Origin of the sequence: Streptomyces bathyalis (genome assembly GCF_015910445.1) — a bacterium.
In the GTDB taxonomy this organism is placed as follows: Bacteria; Actinomycetota; Actinomycetes; order Streptomycetales; family Streptomycetaceae; genus Streptomyces; species Streptomyces bathyalis.
Genome location: NZ_CP048882.1, coordinates 4,143,544 through 4,161,472, shown reverse-complemented (window position 1 = coordinate 4,161,472; position 17,929 = coordinate 4,143,544). Strand labels below are relative to the sequence as shown.

The following is a 17,929-nucleotide window of genomic DNA, read 5'->3' as shown; positions in this document are numbered from 1 at the left end:
CTACAGGCCGTCGCGTGCCTCGTTACTGTCGAGTGGTGGACGACGAACCCTCCGGCGCGCGCGACGCGGCCCCGCACGGGCACGGCCCCTCCCAGGAGGGGCACGACGCAGCAGGTGCGGACACGCCCACGCCGGACCGCAACCGGACGGGCCAGGACGCGACGTCCGCGGCGGACGCGAGAGATACGGCGGCGACGTCCGCGGCGGACTCTGCGGATCCGGCCGAGACGGCTGAGGCGGCTGAGGCGACGGATCCACGGTCGGCAGGCGGCGCTGGCCCTGACGCCTCGGGGGCGTCGGGTGCCTCGGGTGCTGTCCCGCCGCAGCCGCCCCCGGCCACGGCTCCGTCTCCCGCCCAGCACCAGACGCCGCAATCAACACCGGATCCAGCACCGCAGGCAACACCGCAGCCAACGCCTCAACAGCAACACCAGCCGCAGCCGTACGGCGGTCCGCCGCCGCAACCCCAGCCCTACGGCGGCCCGCAGCCGCAGCCTGGCCCGTACACACACCCGTACGACCCGCCCAGGTCGCAATCCGGGTCGCAATCCCGGTACCAGCCGCCGACGCAGCCGGGTCCGCAGCCGCAGCCCCACACGCACCCCGTCCCGGCCTGGGACCAGCAGCCCCAGTTCCCGGCTATGCCCGCCTCCCCCGCCGAGTGGCGCTACCGCATACCCACGACGCCTTCCTGGTGGAGCCGGCACAGTCGCACGCTCCGCCTCCTGGCCCTCATCGCGCTGCTCGCGCTCTGCGGCCTGGTCATCCTCGGCATCGTGCGGGAGCAGACCGGCACGCTCGGCCTCCTGGTCGGCCTCGGCCTGGCCGTCCTGCCCGTGCCTCTGCTCATATCCACTTTCCGCTGGATCGACGGCGTCGAGCCGACACCCTGGCGCAACCATCTCTTCGCCTTCGCGTGGGGTGCGTTCGCCGCGACTCTGGTCGCTCTCCTCACCAACAGCCTCGCCGCCAGCTGGCTCGTGACGTCCTTCGCCGACGCCGACGCGCAGCCCCGCGCGGACCTGCTGGGTTCCGCCGTCGTCGCCCCGGTCGTCGAGGAGACGGCGAAGGGCGCGGCCATCCTGCTGCTCTTCCTGTTCCGCAGGCGGCACTTCAACGGCGTCATTTCCGGCATCGCGCTAGCGGGGATCACCGCCACAGGATTCGCCTTCACCGAGAACGTGCTCTACCTCGGCACCGCCTTCGGCGAGGACCAACTGCTGGGCCCCGAGGCGCTGCACGAGTCGGTGACCGCCATGACCTTCTTCATCCGCATCATCGTGGCGCCGTTCGCCCACCCGCTCTTCACCACTCTGACGGGCATCGCCTTCGGGATCGTCGCCGCGCTGCCGAGTCTCGGACGCACACTGCGCATCCTCATCCCGATCCTGGGGCTGCTGACGGCGTCACTGCTGCACGCGATCTGGAACGGCTCGGCGTCCCTGCCCGACTTCACGTTCCTGTTCGTCTACGCCCTCTTCATGATCCCGGTCTTCACCGCGCTGACATGGCTGGCGATCTGGTCGCGGCGGCTCGAGCTGCGTACGGTCCGCGACACGCTTCCCGCGTACGCCGCTGCCGGCTGGTTCGATACGCCGGAGCCGTGGGGGCTGGCCTCCATGAGGGCGCGTGCGATGGCCCGTACGCTCGCCCGCCGTACGCACGGGCCGACCGGCGCCCGCACCGTCGCCGAGTACCAGCACTTCGCGACGTCGCTGGCGTTGCTGCGTGCCCGTGCGCACCACGGGTCGCCCGCACCCGACTTCCACGCCCGCGAGCAGGAACTCCTGCACCACCTCTGGCACCGGCACAGTGTGGCCGGACCTCCGACGGCGTCGGCCGCGATCAACCTCAACCGCTATCGGCCGCCGCGTCCGCCCCGGCCTCCGGGGTGGGGAGGCCCGCCCGGTGGTGGGCCGGGCGGTCCGCAAGGTGGTGCGCCCGGCGGGGGAGGAATGGCACCGCACGGGCCTCTGCAGTTCCCGGTCCGTTGAAGGTACTTGTGGCCGACCCCGCAACGACGGTGATGCGAACGGCTCCCGCTGCCGGTGCAGTTCGGCATGCGGCGGGCAAAGCGGCCCAAGTTCCCTCACTCCGTGTGCCCGTTGCATCGACTAGCACATACTTGCGGGGACCCTGCATCGCTGCCAGCATGCCCCCCATTGGTACGGGAGTGGCAGCAGAGGGTTGGGGGCGGTCGTGCAACTGACCGACTTGGTGGCTGCCCAGCAGCAGATCCGGGAGGAAGCGGCCGCCGGAGGGCCGGAGTTCGCCGCCTTCCTCAAGGGCATCCGCCACAGCACCCTGCTCGTACCGATGGATGACCAGGGCGGCATCTGGTCCGCCGAAGTCGACGGAATCCGCTGGCTCCTCGCCTTCTCCGACGAGAAGCTCATGGCCGCGTTCGCGAAGAACGGCAGCGACGCCGACCTCGGCATGCGGCAGCCCGGCACCTCCGAGGAGGAGGGCAAGCAGATCTGGGACCACCGCAAGGTGATGGGCTGGAAGCTCCTCGACTTCGTCGTGCCCGCGGCCGGCCGGCCCTGCGGCGTGGCGCTGGACGCCGGCACCGACGACGGCAAGGTGCTGCCGCCGGTGGCGGGCATCGTCCCGGACAGGGCGACGGCCGACGCGTACGCGGCCAACGGAGGCCGCACCAGGAGCCGTTGAGGGCCCATCCGCCCATCCTCTGGCGACTCCGCCGGGACCTGCCTCTACGGGCGCGCACCAGGGCGGCGTTCCCGCCCTGCCTCGACGAACCACTCGCGTCCGAGCAGCAGCCCGAACACCGGTGCCGGCAGCCGCACCAGCGCCCGCATCGCGGGAGCGATCCTTCCTGTCCCCTGCACCTCGCTGCGGTGCGCGGCGAGGGCCGCCTGCTTCTGGCGGGCGTAGCGCCGCACGTCGATCGCGTGGGTGATGTCTGAGCGGGAGCAATAGATGCGGCTCAGCCACTCGGGGTCGTAACGCACGGGGACCCGCAGCAGCCGCACGAGCCTCATCAGCCGGCCGAAGACTTCCCGAGGCATGGTGGCCTCCAACACGCGTGGCGTTTCCGCCAGTTCGGCAGCCCGCTTCCCGACGTGGTGCACCTTCACATGGTCCCGGTGCCCGTATCCGCCGTTGGCGTCGTAGCTGAGCAGCACATCGGCGACTTCCTCACGCAGCACCGCCGCCAACCGCCGCGCGGCCTCTTCGGTGTCCGCCCGTACGAATCGGATCCGGTCCGGCGGATCTGGGTACAGCTCTCTCCCGTGCCCGCTGTCCGCGTACCCGAGGTGCACGACCCGCGCGACGCCAAGCACCGCCGCACTCGCCCTCAACTCGCCCATCCGCGGCGGCTCCTCGCCCTCGGGCGTCTCGCCCATGAGCCCGTCCGTGGCCACGACAACCACGACCCGGTGCCCTTCGGCGGCAGCCCTCGCCAAGGTCCCGCCGGTAAGCAGGACTTCGTCGTCGGGGTGGGCGTGGAGGGCGATGAGGGTGGGCACGGGGGGCATCTTCCCGTCGAGGACGTTTGCCGAAGCAGCCGGGATCCTCTCCGTTGGGAGCACCATCCGTGGGGATCTCAAACCCTTTGCATGAACGACTAGTTGACGTCCCGTCTTGTGTCAGACGTCGATGCTAGACAGGTGGACCTCCCATACCCACTGATCTAGGAGACGTCCCCTTGGCTCACCCCCTCAACAACTCACGGGCCACCGCAGGCATCTATGAGCAACTCGTGACCGAGGAGTTGCGGCAGCGCATAGACCAACTCCGCGATGGCGGTTGGAGCGTCATCGAAGAGGCAGTTGACCCGGAATTAGCCCCACACGCACTCGCCCGATATGTGGGCCGCATGGTGGAACGGGCGCTCTCGGGGCTCACGACTTTTGAACAGGCGCTGGCTGCGAACATGATCCTCAAAGACCTCAGCGCACACACTCAACTCTCGAAAGAAGATCTTCTTCACATCACCGGAGGCGCACGGCAACTCCTTGCGCTGAGCGAGCCTGAGGAAGCTCCCGACCGCTACAGCACCCGCCCCAGCACCCCGTTGTCGGAAACTGCCCTCTTCACCAACGCTCCAGAAGATCCCAGCCTCGGCAACGAGTTGGAACTCGAGATCGCCACCGCCGACCGGATCGATCTCCTCTGTGCCTTCGTGAAGTGGCGTGGTTTGCGTGTCCTAGAAGAGCCTCTCAAGGAGGCGAAGGATCGCGGTGTACCAATTCGCGTCATTACTACCACCTACATGGGAGCCACAGAAAGGGCCGCGCTAGATCGCCTCGTTCGCGAATTCGACGCAGAAGTAAAGATCAACTACGAGGTCCGCTCCACACGCCTGCATGCCAAGGCTTGGATGTTCCGCAGGAATTCTGGTTATGACACGGCCTACGTCGGCAGCTCCAACCTCTCTAAGAGCGCCTTGTTGGAGGGCTTGGAGTGGAACGTTCGAGCATCGTCTGTGGCAACACCGTCGGTAATGAGTAAGTTCGAGGCAACATTCGATGTGTACTGGGGAGACACATCATTCGAAGAGTACGATCCCAATCGCGACGGTGAGCGACTTACCGAGGCTCTAAGGCAAGCTGGACGCGCTGTAGCGACCGGAGCCCAGGCGCTCAGCCTTCCTGGCCGGGCAGTGCGGCCCTTCCCTCACCAAAAGGACATGCTGGATCGACTCACGATCGAGCGGGAAGTGCACGGTACGCACCGGAACTTGCTCGTAGCTGCCACAGGCACCGGAAAAACCGTCATGGCTGCACTCGACTACAAGTCCTTGTGTGAAAAGCATGGCCGATATCTCCGTCTGCTCTTCATCGCTCATCGTAGAGAGATCCTCGACCAAGCGTTGCACACGTACCGCAAGGTGCTGTCTGATAGCAGGTTCGGTGAGCTACTCGTTGGCGGTTCGACACCCCAGAAAAATGATCAAGTGTTTGCCAGTATTCAGACGCTCCAATCCGGCTCTTTGGGCGAAAAATTCGCGGCAGAACACTTCGATGTCATCGTCATCGACGAATTCCATCACAGTGCCGCTCCGACATATGAACGCGTCATCGACTTCTTTCGTCCACAGGAAGAGTTTCTCGGTCTCACGGCCACTCCAGAGCGAGGCGATGGCAACCACGTTCACGAGCTGTACTTCGGGGGTCGTATCGCAGCGGAGATGCGACTCTGGGAGGCCCTTGAAAACGAGCTGCTAAGTCCATTCCACTATTTTGGAATTGCCGATGATACCGACTTGACGACAGTCGAGTGGAAGCGCGGCGGTGGCTACGATATCACTCAGCTCAGTGACCTCTTCACGGGAAATGACCCCAGGGCAGAGCTAATCTTGAGCTCACTCAGGGACAAGGTCACAGATCTCGACTCGATGCGCGCATTGGGCTTCTGTGTGACTGTCAAACACGCAAACTACATGGCACAGTATTTCCAGGATAGAGGAATGCGCGCCGTGGCACTGGACGGCTCGTGGTCGAGAGAAGCGAGGGACCACGCCATCGACGAGTTCAAGGCTGGAAGGCTTCAAGTCCTTTTCTCCGTCGACCTCTTCAATGAGGGACTCGATATCCCTGACGTCGACACCCTTCTACTGCTGAGGCCTACCTCAAGTCCGACTGTTTTCCTACAACAGTTCGGACGCGGGCTCCGCCGTACGGCAAACAAGCCTGTACTGACCGTCCTGGACTTCATCGGCCAACACAGGCGCGAGTACCATTTTGAGCCGCAGTACAAATCTCTGACTGGTCTCAGCCGCAAGCGACTGCTCGCAAGTGCCGAGGCAGGCTTTCCGAATCTTCCGGCGGGCTGCCGGTTGATTCTCGATAAAAAGTCAAAGGAACGAGTGGTCGAGAATATTCGATCCCAAGTCGACGTCAACGTCAAGCGCCTTGCCGAGGAAGTTCGGGAGGTGGGAACCCTTGAACTTGCCGAATACTTGCGAGAAAGCGGCCGGGACCTCAAGGAACTCTACCGCGGGAGGGAGTCTTCGTGGACTGGGCTCCTTCGTCGCGCAGGCTTGTTGCGCACACCCGCCCCGCCAGGCGAGACAGAACTCCTCAAGCGCGTATTCTCCTTTCTTCACGTGGATGATTCACTTCGCGTGCACGCATACAAGCGAATACTCGCGGAAAATGCCACACCCTACGATCAGATGAGTAAAAAGGACCAGTCATTCGCGCGCATGCTGTTCTTTTCCTTGTGGCCTGGAGGTGGCGGGTTTTCCAGCTACGAGGAAGCGTTGTCAACGCTAAGGGAGCAGACCTACTTTCGCGATGAGGTACGGCAGGTTCTGGAGTACAACCTGGAACACACTGAGACGCTACCAATACGCGATGACCGACTTCCAGAAACACTCTTGGTTCACTGTTCATACAGCCGCGAGGAGTACCTCCCCGCCCTGGGCGAGGTTGAGCTGGGTGGCGCCCTCCCGATCAACTTCCGCGAAGGTGTGAAATGGTGCAAGGCAGAGCAGGCGGATGCACTGTTCGTGACGCTCGAGAAAGAGGATAAGGACTTCTCACCAGAGACCCGATACAGGGATTACGCAATGGGCCCGGATCGTTTCCACTGGGAGTCCCAGAACGCCACGTCATCCACGTCTGAGGTAGGGAAGCGGTACCAGAACCATCAGGCGCAAGGGTCGCAAGTCTTGCTCTTCGTACGTCGATACAAGACAACGGACATCGGAAGGCCACATCCATCAACACTTCTGGGGCCGGTAGAGTACGCGCGCCACGAAGGAAGCAAGCCAATGGCCATTGTTTGGAAGCTCAACCACGAACTTCCCGCCGACGTCTTGACTTATTCTTCTATCACTCACACATAACGCTGCCGACTATGGTTGCTGGGACGCTGGGCGCGTAAGCGCCTCCATGACCGCCCCGACGGCCGGGCGGTCTTGGTCCAACCAGTCGACATCGAAGGCTTCGTCAGGGGCGAGCCAACGCAACTCATCATGATCTTGTAGTGGTTGTGGCTCGCCCTTGAGGAGCCGTGCCTGCCAAACGTGCAGGACAAGATCCTGCTTCAAAGGCCACTCGCCCGGTACTCGCGCAATGGCTTCGATTTCGATACCCAGTTCCTCGTGTAGTTCACGCACGAGGGCCTGATCCGGGGTCTCACCTGGCTCGACCTTGCCGCCGGGCAGCTCCCAACGTCCCGCCAGCGCAGGAGGAGCCGTGCGTCGGGCGGCGAGTAGCCGCCCTTGATCGCAGATCGCGCCGCCGACCACCACGCGCGGGGGGTTCGCCTCGTCCGTCATGGTTGGCAGCCTACTTGCCGAGGTAGCGAGGTTTGGCCGACTGTCGAGCTCACACCACACCGTCTTGCTGTGCTTCCCGCTGTCCACGCCACACCTGAGTGTCAGCGCGTCCAGGAGTGCCAGCCCCCGGCCGGACTCCGCATCATCCTCCGCCCGTTGGAGGAGCGGAAGCGCACCCGGGGCCGGGTCCGTGAGGCTGAGACGCGGGCGAGGCCTGGCCATGGAGGCGTGGAGGGTGACAGGGGTGCCAGGACCGACGTGGACGATCGCATTGGTGAGGAGTTCGCTGACGCAGAGGCGGGCCACCTCGGCGAGTTCGGGCAGGCCCCACAGCTCGAAGTAGGCGCCGATGCGGTGGCGTACGGGCGAGAGGGCTTCGGGTTCCGCGAGGAGCGGGATCGTCAGGGTGACGCAGCACCTTCGCGTCAGGTGTTGCCGTTCGAGCTCCGCGAGGGCGGGGCGTTCTTCGCCGCCGGTCATCGATCCACAGCCTTTCGGTGCACTCTGTGACGTATCACTCACAGAGTGGAAGCCCGCTGCGTAATGTGACAGGGGTTCAGGTTCAGCGGCAACCCGTGCTGAATGCGGAGGTCATCAACCATGCCACCACGCAAGGACGTCGATGCGGCGGCGAGCGTTCCCGCGTTCTACGGGGCCGAGTTGCGCTGGAAGCGGGAGAACGCCGGGCTCACACTCCAGGAGTTAGCGGAGGGCTGCTTCTACAGCGTCGCTTTCCTGAGCCAGATCGAGATGGGTGACCGGCGGATGCCACTGGATCTTGCGCGCCACGCCGATCAACTCCTGGACACCGATGGGTTCTTCGAGCGGCGCTGCGACGATGCGAGGAAGGCGAAGCAGAGCGGCCACGCCGAGTACTTCGCCGACGTGGTGGAGCAGGAGAAGCGCGCACGCACCATCGACGAGTGGGCGCCGACTCTGATTCCGGGGCTGTTGCAGACCGATGCCTACGCCCGGGCCGTCGTGCGGGCGCAGTATCCGCTGGATCTGAGTGAGGACGTCGACAAGAAGGTAGCGGCACGGCTGGAGCGCGCGGTCGTCTTCGACGAGCCGAAGAGGCCCGAATACTGGGTGATTCTGCACGAGCTGCTGCTGCATCAGCCGATCATGGAGTCAGGTGCCATGGCCGAGCAGTTCGAGCACATCGCCGCGCTGGCCCGGCGGGGACGCGTCATTACGCAGGTGCTGCCGTTGAACGCCGGGGCGCACCCCTTCATGATCGGATCGGTCATGTTGATGACCTTTGACGATGCTCCTGCACTGGCCTATACGGAGTCGCTGCACAGCGGGCAAACCATCGATGACTTGGCGCTCGTGAAGAAGTACACCAAGTCGTACGATCTGCTGAGGGCCGCTGCGTCACCTCCCAGGGCGTCCCTGACGATGATTGAGGCTGCTGCAGAGGACTACGCAAATGACGACTCACGTTGATCTGAGCGGTGCCGCCTGGCACAAGAGCAGCTACAGCAACGGGGACGGGGGTAACTGCGTCGAGGTCGCGCGTGGCCTGCCCGGTGTCGTTCCCGTACGGGACAGCAAGCGCGCCGGTAGCGTCGGCGCCGTCGTGGTGTTTCCCGCCGGCGGTTGGGGCGCGTTCGTGGACGCCGTCAAGCGTCGGCAGTTCTGACGGGCGCACCCGGCAGCGCCTCCGGGCGGACGGCCCGGACAGACCGAGAGGACAGGCCGAGGATCGTGGACGAAGAACTGCTCGCGCTGTTCGCCGAGCACAAGTTGGGCGTGCTCGTGACTCTCAAGCGGGACGGACGGCCGCAGTTGTCGAACGTCAACTACACCTACGACTCGGCCCGTCGGCTCATCCGGATCTCCGTCACGGCCGACCGCGCCAAGACGCGGAATCTGCTGCGGGATCCGCGCGCGAGCTTCCACGTCAGGAGCGACGACGGCTGGGCGTGGACGGTGGCCGAGGGCAACGCGGAGCTGACGCCCGTCGCCACCGACCCGCAGGACGACACGGTCGAGGAGCTGATCGAGGTCTTCCGCGCGGTCCAGGGCGAGCATCCCGACTGGGACGAGTACCGCGCGGCGATGGTCGCCGACCGGCGCCTGGTCGTGCGCCTCGGCATCGACCACGCGTACGGGCAGCCCCTCCAGCGCTGAGCGAGGTCTTCGGCCGACTCCGGTGATTCCGGGTCCGGCCCCGGGCCCGCCCGACCCGGACTCCTACAAGCCTGCGTCACGGCTCCCCGCCATCAACCGCCCTACTCCGACGCCTCCGTCAGAAGCTTCGTCTCCTCCGGGGTCAGTCGGACCTCGTCGAGCGCCAGCAGCGGCAGGAGTTGCTCGCGTGAGCGGGCGCTGGCGATCGGGGAGGTGACGGTGGGGCGGGTCAGCAGCCAGGCGATGGCGATCGTCGCGTGGGCGACGCCCCGGGCCTCGGCGATCCGGTCGAGGGCGGCGAGTACGCGGGGGCCGCTCTCCGTCTCCAGGTACTTCGAGGCACGCTCGGCGCGCGGGCTTGCTCCCGTGCCCGCCGAACCGCCTTGCTCCGCACGGTACTTGCCGGTGAGGAACCCCATGGCCAGCGCGAAGTACGGCATGACCGCGAGCTGCCGGCGCTCGGCGAGCTCCGCCAGGGGGCCTTCGTAGGTGTCGCGCGAGACGAGGTTGTAGTGCGGCTGGAGCGCGGCGTAGCGGGCCGTGCCGGCGCCGGCCTCGGCGCTGAAGTCGAGGGACGCTTCGAGGCGTTCCGGTGAGATGTTGGACGCGCCGATCTCGCGGACCTTGCCCGCGCGTACGAGATCGTCGAGCGCGGAGACGATCTCGGAGACCTCGGTGCTCTCGTCGTCGAAGTGCGTGTAGTAGAGGTCGATGCGGTCGGTGCGGAGCCGGCGCAGCGAATCGTCGGCCGCGGCCTTGATGTTGGCGGCGGAGAGTCCCCTGCGGTCGGGGTGCGCACCCACCTTGGTGGCGATGACGACGTCGTCGCGGTTGCCGCGCGCCGCCGTCCAGTTGCCGATGACGGTCTCGGAGTCCATGCCGCCGTCGACGCCGTGGCGCCTGCCGGAGTAGACGTCGGCGGTGTCGATGAAATTGCCGCCCGCCGCGGTGTAGGTGTCGAGGACGTCGAAGGATGCGGCTTCGTCGGCCGTCCAGCCGAAGACGTTGCCGCCGAGGCACAGCGGCGATACGGAGAGCCGCCCGAGCGGACGGCGCGAGGCGAGTCCGCCGGTCGTCGGGGCCGTCGGATCAGAGGAGTTGGGCTCAGACATGTGCCGACCGTAGCGCTCTGCCCGATCACCCGCCCATGCCTTTTTCCACGCGGACGCGTCGGCAACCCGCGCCCATCACGAACCCCGAGCCCTCGGGCCGCTCGCCCCGCGCGAACCTCGCGGCCCCGCACCCCTCGCGAACCTCGCGGCCCCGCACCCCTCGCGAACCCGCGAACCCGCGGCCCCGCACCTCGCCGCTCACGCCAACGACATCCACCCCCCTCACCCCGCGCAGGGAAAGACCGACGGCCCTGGCGTCGGGGGGTGGTCCACCAGGGCCGCCGGAACTTGGGGGTGGGGCCGTGCTCGCGTAGGAGAGGGCCCCCGTCCGCCGCCGCCTCGTCCCCTCCTTTGTGTACGCCGAGGGGCATGGGCGAGTCGTGCGTGGTCCAGCGCACCTCGACGGTGCGAGGCGGCGGCGGCGCGATAGGTCATCGCGACGGGCAGTCGTCGTGCATGTGGAGATGTGAGATGCGGAGTACGCCCGGAGGCGGGTATGCCGCAGTGCGTACGCCTTACGCGCGTGAGGCGCGTGCGTACGTGTAGGGGTGCGTATGACGTTGGCGCTGACGGCGGACCGCCGCCGAAGCGGTGTCGGGAATGGTGACGGTGACGGTGTCGGTGTGGCGTACGGGAGGGGAGCCCCGCGGACGGCCGCCCCTCCTGTCGCGGCAGTGTCAGGGCGTGAGGCCCTTGCCCCGCAGCCACGCGGCCGGGTCGATCGCGGCGCCGCCGCCGGGGTGGACCTCAAGGTGCAGGTGAGCACCCGTGACGTTCCCGGTGGAGCCGACGCGGCCGATCATTTCGCCCGTACGGACCTTCTGACCCGCCGAGACGTTCATGGACGACTGATGGGCGAACCAGAGTTCCGTCCCGTCGTCCAGCTGGAGGATGGTGCGGTAGCCGAACGAGCCGGCCCAGCCCGCCTCCTTGATCGTGCCGGAGTGGATCGCGCGGATCGGCGTACCGGAGGAGGCCGCGAAGTCCGTGCCCGTGTGGCCGTTGGACCACAGGCTGCCGGCCTCGCCGAACTGAGAGGTGAGCTGGTAGCCGGAGACGGGAAGCTTGAAGCTCTTGGCGAGCTTGGCCAGGCGGGCCTCCTCCGCCTGCTGGCGCTTCTCGGCCTCGGCCTTGTTCTGGGCCTTCGCGGCCTTGGCCTGGGCCGCCTCGATGGCCGCGTCGCGGGCGGAATCCTCGGCCTGCGACTGCTGCGACTGGGCCTGCTGGAGGATGCGGGAACGCAGCGCCTCGCCCGCGTCGGTCTGGCCCTCCTTGGCGTCACTTGCCGTGAGGGCCGCCTGCGTGAGCGGCTGACCTGCGACGTTCTCGTCGGAACCGCCGGCGAGCAGCTTGACGCCAGGGAGTTCCTTGGCCTTCTCCGCCACATCCGGCATGGAGATCGCCGTTGAGGGCTTCTCCTGCGCGGTGGCGATGCCGCCGGCGCCGACCGCCGCGATCATGCCGACGCCGAGCACGGCACTGCTGCGGGCCATGCTCCCGCCGCGCTGCTTGGCGAGCTTGTGCCGCCCGCGTACGGGGCGCACCGACTCCTCGGTGGGGTTCCACTCCTCGCCGGGGACGGCGCCCGCGGCGGTGTCGAAGGCGTTCGGCACGGGGGGCATCTCGCCCTGGCCGAAGTCGTACGTGCCGAATTCGGGCGAAGGCGCCGCGAACTCCTGCGTGGCGTATGCCCCGTCGGTCCCGTACCCGTAGGTGCCGTCCGTGCCGTACGTCTCGGTCAGCTGCGAGGCGTACGCGTCGTACTGGCCGTACTGGCCCGACGCGTCGAACTGGCTGTACCGGTCGGCCTGTTCGAAGAAGTCGAAGCCGCCGGACTGCTGGTGCGGGTCGTCGTTGCCGTAAGAGCCGTATTGGCCGTATCTGTCGGACTCTTCGTCGTCGAGGTACGGGTCGTACGTGCCCTCGGGGGCATGCCTGTTGGACGCCACGGGGGCGTTCTCCTTTCCTTCCTTCTCGCCTACCGGGTTAGCTGACGGGTTCGGAGCAGGAAGGTCTCCTACGAACTGCCCGCCCGTGGGCGGAACTTGCCGATTCACCCCATCCCTGCCGTGTGGCAGGGGGTGGTTCCCCGGTTCCCTTGGTGCAGCGATATCGAGTTGTGGCTCGGGGTGGTGCACTTTCAGGATTCGGCGACGGCGCACGGAGCCGTCTCTCGTGACGGCAGTGACGACCGCGCTGCGTTATGGAACGTTAATAGAGCCGCAGCTGAGATTCCAAGCGGTTCCGGTGAGATTTGTAGCTGCATGACATGCAGGTTCCTGGACAGTAAGGGCCAATTGGGACACGCGGTCACCCTCCACCACTCGTGAGGTCGCGGTGGGTGACGGGTGAACCGTCCGTGAAGGGCGGTTCCTTCTGCTTCATCTCCCGGCCCGTCCCGCCGGGGAGCAGAACACCGACCGGAACGCCGAACGGACGCCTTGCTGCGGCAGTTCGGTCCGGCTCGTACGCACCCCCGGCCCGCCGACACGGACCGCACCCGCGACAACTGCACCGGCCCCCGGCGGCTGCACCCGCGGCCCCTCGCCAACACCCTTGCGGCGTACGGTCGTTCAGCGGCACGACGATGGGGCGACTCCGCCGACGTCGCCTGCACCGGACCCACGGACGGACGAGCCACGTCCTCGTCCCGCGGGGGAGACCAGGCACACGAGCCGGTCCACCGCCGAGGGCGGCCGGGCCGCCCGGCCCGCACGGGCACCCCGTCCGCCGACCGGCCTCACGCGACCGCGCGAGGCCGGCCCCGCAGCCGCCATCCGACCGGCCCAAGGACCGGGCCACCCGCCCGCCATGCCCTCCTTGTCGCGGTTTGCTCCCGTTCCTGACGGGAACCGGGCTGTATGTCCTACTCACAGAAGCTGCTTGCCTGCGCCAGCGCGCTGCGCGCCGTGCTGCCCGACTCCGAGCGGCAGGGACGCGTGCTCGCCGCCATCGAGAAGACCGAGCACGACACACGGCTGGACCCTCCCCTCCAGGGAATCCAGCGGGCCGTGCACGCACTCCCCCTCAGCGAGGAGGACCGCGACGTACTGCACGGCCACTGGCTCGGCCACCCGCTGCATCCGGCCCTCGTGCAGATCCCGCTCGGCACATGGTTCTCCGCCGCCGTCCTGGATCTGATTCCTGGCAAGCGCAGGCACTACGCGCCCGCGATGCTGATCGCCACGGGGCTCGTCGCCGCCGTGCCCGCCGCGGTGACCGGATGGGTCGACTGGGCCGAGCTGCGCAAGCCGCAGATGCGCGTCGGTCTGGTGCACGCGCTCGCCAATTCCACCGCGATCTTCCTGTACGCGTCCTCGCTGGGCGCACGCGTGCGCGGCCGTTCCGTTCGCGGGCGGGCCCTCGGATACGCCGGGCTCGCGGCCGTCTCGATCGGCGGCGCGCTCGGGGGTCACCTCGCCTACCGGCAGGCGGCGGCCGTCAACCACGCCGAGGACATCCCGGTGCGCACGGAGCCCGGCTGGCACGCGCTCGGCGCGGTCACGGACCTCCCGGTCGGGAAGGCGGTGCGGCGGACCGTCGGCGAGACCCCGGTGCTCGTCGTGCGGGCGAGCGGCAACGCCGTGCACGTACTCGCGGACCGGTGCAGCCACATGGCGGGACCGCTGTCGCAGGGAGAGATCGTCGACGGATGTGTCCGCTGCCCCTGGCACGGGAGCGTCTTCCGGCTCTCGGACGGCTGGAACGTGAGCGGACCCGCCACGTCCCCGCAGCCCGTCTTCGAGACTCGGCACGTGGACGGGCAGGTGGAGGCGCGCCTCGCCTGAGCCGACGGTGGTCCCTCGGCCCGGACCGGCCCGACCCGGACCGTCTCCCGAGCCGTTGCACCCCGTCCGCCGCCCGGACGGGACGCCGAGCCGGATCGGCACCCGTGGCAGAGACTGAGAGGAGGCCGGAGCGGAAGCGACAGCGGCGTACCCCCGTCGGAAGGGAACGACAGACGTGGACGCGGGAGGCACGGGCACCACGCGCATCCTGGAACGCCTGAGGCTTCCGGACGGTGTTTTCGCCAGGCGTGTGGCGGGAGCGAGGCGCACGGACTGGCTGCCGAGATGGGTGAGGGCCCTCCCGCCCGGGCTGGTCGTGCTCGCGCTCGTCCTGGAGCTGCTGACCCCGACGCGCTACTCGTTCGCCTCGTTCCTCACGGCGGCCGTCGTCCTGGCGGCGCTGCTGTCCCGGCCGGCCGCGACGCTCGTCATCGGTGCCCTGTCGATCGGTCTGCTGGCCGGAATGCACGTGGCCCTGACGGACGTGTATCCGGACAACATCGCGGGCCCGGTCATCACCCTCGTCCTGGTCACCGGCTTCTCCGCGCTGCTGGCGATGATCCTCGAACGCACGACGCTTCAGCTCGTACAGGTGCAGGCCGTCGCCGAGGCCACGCAGCGCGCTCTGCTGCGGCCGCTGCCGGAGCGGCTGCGCCATGTGCGCCTCGCGGGCATCTACCGCGCCGCCGACGAGGCCGCTCTCATCGGCGGCGACCTCTACAGCGTCCGGCCGACGCCGTACGGGGTGCGGGCCGTGATCGGCGACGTACGGGGCAAGGGCATCGGGGCCACCGAGGGCGTCGCGACGATCACCTCCTCGTTCCGGGAGGCGGCCATGACCTGCCCGACGCTCTCGGAGGTGGCCGTACGCATCGAGGCGGCGATGGCCATGGACCGGGAGGACATGGAGGTGGGCGGCTCGCTGGCCGTCCCCGTCAGGGGAACGCCGCGCGGCTGGTCCCAGGAGATGTTCGCGACGGCGGTGCTGCTGGAGTTCCCCTCGGACGGAGGGCGCGTGCGGATCCTCAACTGCGGGCATCCGCCGGTCTTCCGGCTCGGTGGCCCGGAGGGCGTCGCCCCCGTGAATCCCGAGCCCGCCCTGCCGCTGGGGCTCGGCGACCTCTCACCGAACGGGCCACCGAGGGAGACGACGTACGAACTGGCCGAGGGCGAGGCGCTGATCGCCTACTCCGACGGGGTCACGGAGGCGCGGAGCCCCGACGGCGGCTTCTACCCGCTGGGGCGGCGGCTCGAGGAGCGCTACGCGGGTGCCTCGAAGGCCGGGAGGAGCGGGGGCGGAGGACACATCCGCGGCAAGCCCGAGACCGTCGATCCGTCGGAGGTCGTCTCCTTCGTGCACAAGGACGTCACGCGATGGGCCGAGTCGATCAACGACGACCTGGTGATCGTCGTCCTCCAGCACGATGCGTCCGCGCACGCGGCCGCCACGCGGTGACCCGCACGGACCGCCGGAACCGGACCGGGGGCGGCCGTTCGGTGACGGCCGCCCCCGGGTGGTGCGGATGACTCGGACGGTGCGGGCCCGGCAGGCCGGAGCGGTGCGGGCCCGGCGGGCCGGAGCGGTGCGGGCCAGGTGCGCCCAGGCCCGGTCCTCGTACCGAAGGAGCCCGGGGGCTCCCGCTCCCCGCACGGCGTGTCCGTCCGCGCGGGGAGCGTCACCCGGCCGGGTCGCGTCAGTCGCGCTCCGCGCCCTCCGGCAGCGAGCGGAGGTCGAGCTTCGGGGTCTGCTGCTCCAGCGACCAGTCCAGCATCTTCTTCGCGTCCGTGTAGCGGGCGCTGCTGTTGAGGATCACTCCGCCGATCGCGCGGCCGTTGCGCTCCGCCGCGAAGACGAGGCACGGCCCGGCCTTGGTGCCTGTGCCGGTCTTGATGCCGATGACGCCCTTGTACGAGCCGAGCAGCTGGTTGGTGTTGTACCAGGTGTAGGTGCGGCCGTTGGTCGCCTTCTGCTTCGTCGACGTGGACTTCGCGACGGCGCGGATGTTCTTGCTGCCCAGCGCGTACTTGCCCAGCGTGGCCATGTCGCGCGGCGTCGACTGGTTCAGCCCCTTCTTCGAGATGCCGTCGAAGGAGTCGAACTGGGTGTTCTTCATGCTGAGCTGGCTCGCCTTCGCGTTCATCTTCCCGATGAAGGAGCTGACGCGGGCGTCCGTGGAGCTGCCCTTGCCGACGGCGTCGGCCAGCGCCATCGCGGCGTCGCAGCCGGAGGGGAGCAGCATCCCGTACAGGAGCTGCCGCAGCTTCAGCTTGTCGCCGGTCCTCAGGTCCGCCGTGCTGCCGCCCCACTTGGCGACGTAGTCGCGGTAGGCCTTCTTGACGGTGATGGTGCGGTCCAGGTCGACGCCGGAACTGACCACGACGGCGGCCGTCATGACCTTCGTGGTGCTGGCCATCTGGCGCTTGGTGTCGGAGCTCTTGCCCCACATCTCCTCACCCGACGCGTTGTCCAGCAGGAAGGCGCCCTTGGCCTTGATGCCGGAGGGGCCGGCCGCCTGCGCCGGGAAGACGAAGGGTCCCGCGGCCAGCAGGGCTCCGGCCGCCACCGCCACAGCGCCGACCCGGCGGGCCCTCTTGGATACACGCATCAACTCGAAGCTCCATCGTCCGTCGCGGGGTTGACGGCCACCCGCGTCCTTGCGGGCGGCCACCCCGTGAATAAAGGTCCGTTGCCCCAAGGACAACGCGACGCGCCGTTTGGTTGCACCGGACCGTCCCGTACATCAGTTCCTCCTGGTCCGCCGGACCGGGCGGTCCGACGACGAGGAGGAAGAGGCATCAGATGAATCCGCGCCCGACGCAAGGCAGAACGATCCTCGTCACCGGCAGCACAAGAGGCATGGGTCACCGCCTCGCCCGCGAACTGGCAGCGGGCGGCGACACATTGCTGCTGCACGGACGGGACCGTACACGAGTGGGGCACGCAGTAGCAGACCTCCGCAGGGCCGTGCCGGAAGCGGATGTGCGCGGCATGGCCGCCGACCTCGCCGATCTGGAGCAGGTGCGCGCTCTCGCGGACGCGCTCCTCGACGAGGGCGGCAGGCTCGACGTGCTGGTCAACAACGCGGCGGTGGGCGGCGGCCCGGACCGGTCGCTGCGCCAAGTCAGCGCCCAGGGCCTGGAGTTGCGCTTCGCGGTGAACTACCTCGCGCCGCTCGTGCTGACGCGGCGGCTGCTGCCGCTACTGGAGGAATCGGCGCCGGCGCGCGTCGTCGGCGTCGCCTCCGCGGGGCAGGAGCCGCTCGACTTCGAGGACCTCATGACGGAACGGCACTACGACGGGCTCCTCGCGTACTGCCGCAGCAAGGTCGCGCTGATCATGTCGGTGTTCGACCTGGCCTCGGAGGAGAAGGCCGACCTTGTCACGGTCAACGCCGTGCACCCCGCCTCGCTCATGGACACCGACATGGTGCGCCAGATCTCGGTGACACCGCAGTCGGACGTGGAGGACGGGGTGAAGGCGGTGCGGCGGCTGATCGACGACCCGGAACTCGAAGGCGTCACCGGGCGCTACTTCCACCGCTTCACCGAGGCCGCTGCTCACAGCCAGGCGTACGACCCGGAGGCGCGGGCCAGGCTCGCGCGGATGACCGCGCGGCTGGCGCCCTGAGCTCCCGTGCACG

General features: G+C 68.1%; 14 protein-coding genes, 1 pseudogene and 1 riboswitch. Of the genes and pseudogenes, 9 read left to right on the top strand and 6 right to left on the bottom strand.

The window, feature by feature from the left end; genetic code table 11:
- The first annotated feature begins 641 nt into the window (after positions 1 to 641).
- Positions 642 to 1,994, top strand: a complete 1,353-nt coding sequence (locus G4Z16_RS18095) for a PrsW family intramembrane metalloprotease (RefSeq protein ID WP_197351788.1) — start codon at positions 642 to 644, stop codon at positions 1,992 to 1,994.
- 205 nt (positions 1,995 to 2,199) lie between these two features.
- Positions 2,200 to 2,670, top strand: a complete 471-nt coding sequence (locus G4Z16_RS18090; protein ID WP_246530924.1) for an SseB family protein — start codon at positions 2,200 to 2,202, stop codon at positions 2,668 to 2,670.
- Positions 2,671 to 2,714: 44 nt separating this feature from the next.
- Here G4Z16_RS18090 and G4Z16_RS18085 read toward each other — a convergent pair whose 3' ends face one another.
- Positions 2,715 to 3,491: a PIG-L deacetylase family protein gene (locus G4Z16_RS18085; protein ID WP_281393697.1), complete on the bottom strand. Its 777-nt coding sequence runs from the start codon at positions 3,489 to 3,491 to the stop codon at positions 2,715 to 2,717.
- Between the two features lie 179 nt (positions 3,492 to 3,670).
- On the opposite strand from G4Z16_RS18085, the gene G4Z16_RS18080 reads away from it, so the two are divergent.
- Complete coding sequence (locus G4Z16_RS18080) at positions 3,671 to 6,817, top strand: DEAD/DEAH box helicase (protein WP_197351786.1); 3,147 nt, start codon at positions 3,671 to 3,673, stop codon at positions 6,815 to 6,817.
- Between the two features lie 9 nt (positions 6,818 to 6,826).
- Here G4Z16_RS18080 and G4Z16_RS32585 read toward each other — a convergent pair whose 3' ends face one another.
- Both G4Z16_RS32585 and G4Z16_RS32580 read right to left on the bottom strand, forming a co-directional pair.
- Positions 6,827 to 7,252 (bottom strand): (deoxy)nucleoside triphosphate pyrophosphohydrolase, encoded by a 426-nt coding sequence (locus tag G4Z16_RS32585; RefSeq protein WP_246531317.1) that lies wholly within the window; start codon positions 7,250 to 7,252, stop codon positions 6,827 to 6,829.
- Between the two features lie 66 nt (positions 7,253 to 7,318).
- A pseudogene (locus tag G4Z16_RS32580) lies at positions 7,319 to 7,732 on the bottom strand (ATP-binding protein); the annotation flags it as partial.
- A gap of 120 nt (positions 7,733 to 7,852) precedes the next feature.
- Here G4Z16_RS32580 and G4Z16_RS18070 point away from each other — a divergent pair.
- The 3 genes from G4Z16_RS18070 (at position 7,853) to G4Z16_RS18060 (ending at position 9,388) form a co-directional block, all read left to right on the top strand.
- Positions 7,853 to 8,701 carry a helix-turn-helix domain-containing protein gene (locus G4Z16_RS18070; RefSeq protein WP_197351784.1) on the top strand — a complete coding sequence of 283 codons (849 nt, stop codon included), beginning with the start codon at positions 7,853 to 7,855 and terminating at the stop codon, positions 8,699 to 8,701.
- Complete coding sequence (locus tag G4Z16_RS18065) at positions 8,685 to 8,897, top strand: DUF397 domain-containing protein (protein WP_028437605.1); 213 nt, start codon at positions 8,685 to 8,687, stop codon at positions 8,895 to 8,897. Before G4Z16_RS18070 ends, G4Z16_RS18065 begins: the two co-directional genes overlap by 17 nt.
- A 62-nt stretch (positions 8,898 to 8,959) precedes the next feature.
- The gene (locus G4Z16_RS18060) at positions 8,960 to 9,388 is read left to right on the top strand and encodes a PPOX class F420-dependent oxidoreductase (RefSeq protein WP_197354723.1); all 429 of its coding nucleotides are present in this window, start codon (positions 8,960 to 8,962) and stop codon (positions 9,386 to 9,388) included.
- Positions 9,389 to 9,489: 101 nt separating this feature from the next.
- Here G4Z16_RS18060 and G4Z16_RS18055 read toward each other — a convergent pair whose 3' ends face one another.
- A complete protein-coding gene (locus tag G4Z16_RS18055; RefSeq protein ID WP_197351783.1) occupies positions 9,490 to 10,500 on the bottom strand; it encodes an aldo/keto reductase in 1,011 nt (336 codons plus the stop codon).
- A gap of 677 nt (positions 10,501 to 11,177) precedes the next feature.
- On the bottom strand, positions 11,178 to 12,122 hold the full coding sequence (locus G4Z16_RS18050) for a M23 family metallopeptidase (RefSeq protein ID WP_197354722.1): 945 nt from the start codon (positions 12,120 to 12,122) through the stop codon (positions 11,178 to 11,180).
- Between the two features lie 338 nt (positions 12,123 to 12,460).
- A riboswitch (cyclic di-AMP (ydaO/yuaA leader) is annotated at positions 12,461 to 12,619 on the bottom strand.
- 742 nt (positions 12,620 to 13,361) lie between these two features.
- Between G4Z16_RS18050 and G4Z16_RS18045 the strand changes: the two genes are divergently transcribed.
- Both G4Z16_RS18045 and G4Z16_RS18040 read left to right on the top strand, forming a co-directional pair.
- The gene (locus tag G4Z16_RS18045) at positions 13,362 to 14,288 is read left to right on the top strand and encodes a Rieske (2Fe-2S) protein (protein WP_197351782.1); all 927 of its coding nucleotides are present in this window, start codon (positions 13,362 to 13,364) and stop codon (positions 14,286 to 14,288) included.
- Positions 14,289 to 14,463: 175 nt separating this feature from the next.
- Positions 14,464 to 15,744: a PP2C family protein-serine/threonine phosphatase gene (locus G4Z16_RS18040; RefSeq protein WP_246530922.1), complete on the top strand. Its 1,281-nt coding sequence runs from the start codon at positions 14,464 to 14,466 to the stop codon at positions 15,742 to 15,744.
- A gap of 238 nt (positions 15,745 to 15,982) precedes the next feature.
- Here the strand turns inward: G4Z16_RS18040 and G4Z16_RS18035 are convergent, their stop codons facing one another.
- Positions 15,983 to 16,894, bottom strand: a complete 912-nt coding sequence (locus G4Z16_RS18035) for a D-alanyl-D-alanine carboxypeptidase family protein (RefSeq protein WP_197351781.1) — start codon at positions 16,892 to 16,894, stop codon at positions 15,983 to 15,985.
- Between the two features lie 194 nt (positions 16,895 to 17,088).
- Here G4Z16_RS18035 and G4Z16_RS18030 point away from each other — a divergent pair, with 194 nt between their 5' ends.
- Complete coding sequence (locus G4Z16_RS18030; protein ID WP_197351780.1) at positions 17,089 to 17,916, top strand: SDR family NAD(P)-dependent oxidoreductase; 828 nt, start codon at positions 17,089 to 17,091, stop codon at positions 17,914 to 17,916.
- The last annotated feature ends 13 nt before the right edge of the window (positions 17,917 to 17,929 follow it).

Bases quoted from the DNA above. Each gene is read 5' to 3' on its own strand.
- G4Z16_RS18035 (WP_197351781.1), bottom strand. From the start codon at position 16,894: ATGCGTGTATCCAAGAGGGCCCGCCGGGTCGGCGCTGTGGCGGTGGCG.
- G4Z16_RS18050 (WP_197354722.1), bottom strand. From the start codon at position 12,122: ATGCCCCCCGTGCCGAACGCCTTCGACACCGCCGCGGGCGCCGTCCCC.
- G4Z16_RS18095 (WP_197351788.1), top strand. From the start codon at position 642: ATGCCCGCCTCCCCCGCCGAGTGGCGCTACCGCATACCCACGACGCCT.
- G4Z16_RS18070 (WP_197351784.1), top strand. From the start codon at position 7,853: ATGCCACCACGCAAGGACGTCGATGCGGCGGCGAGCGTTCCCGCGTTC.
- G4Z16_RS18030 (WP_197351780.1), top strand. From the start codon at position 17,089: ATGAATCCGCGCCCGACGCAAGGCAGAACGATCCTCGTCACCGGCAGC.
- G4Z16_RS18065 (WP_028437605.1), top strand. From the start codon at position 8,685: ATGACGACTCACGTTGATCTGAGCGGTGCCGCCTGGCACAAGAGCAGC.
- G4Z16_RS18055 (WP_197351783.1), bottom strand. From the start codon at position 10,500: ATGTCTGAGCCCAACTCCTCTGATCCGACGGCCCCGACGACCGGCGGA.
- G4Z16_RS32585 (WP_246531317.1), bottom strand. From the start codon at position 7,252: ATGACGGACGAGGCGAACCCCCCGCGCGTGGTGGTCGGCGGCGCGATC.
- G4Z16_RS18045 (WP_197351782.1), top strand. From the start codon at position 13,362: ATGTCCTACTCACAGAAGCTGCTTGCCTGCGCCAGCGCGCTGCGCGCC.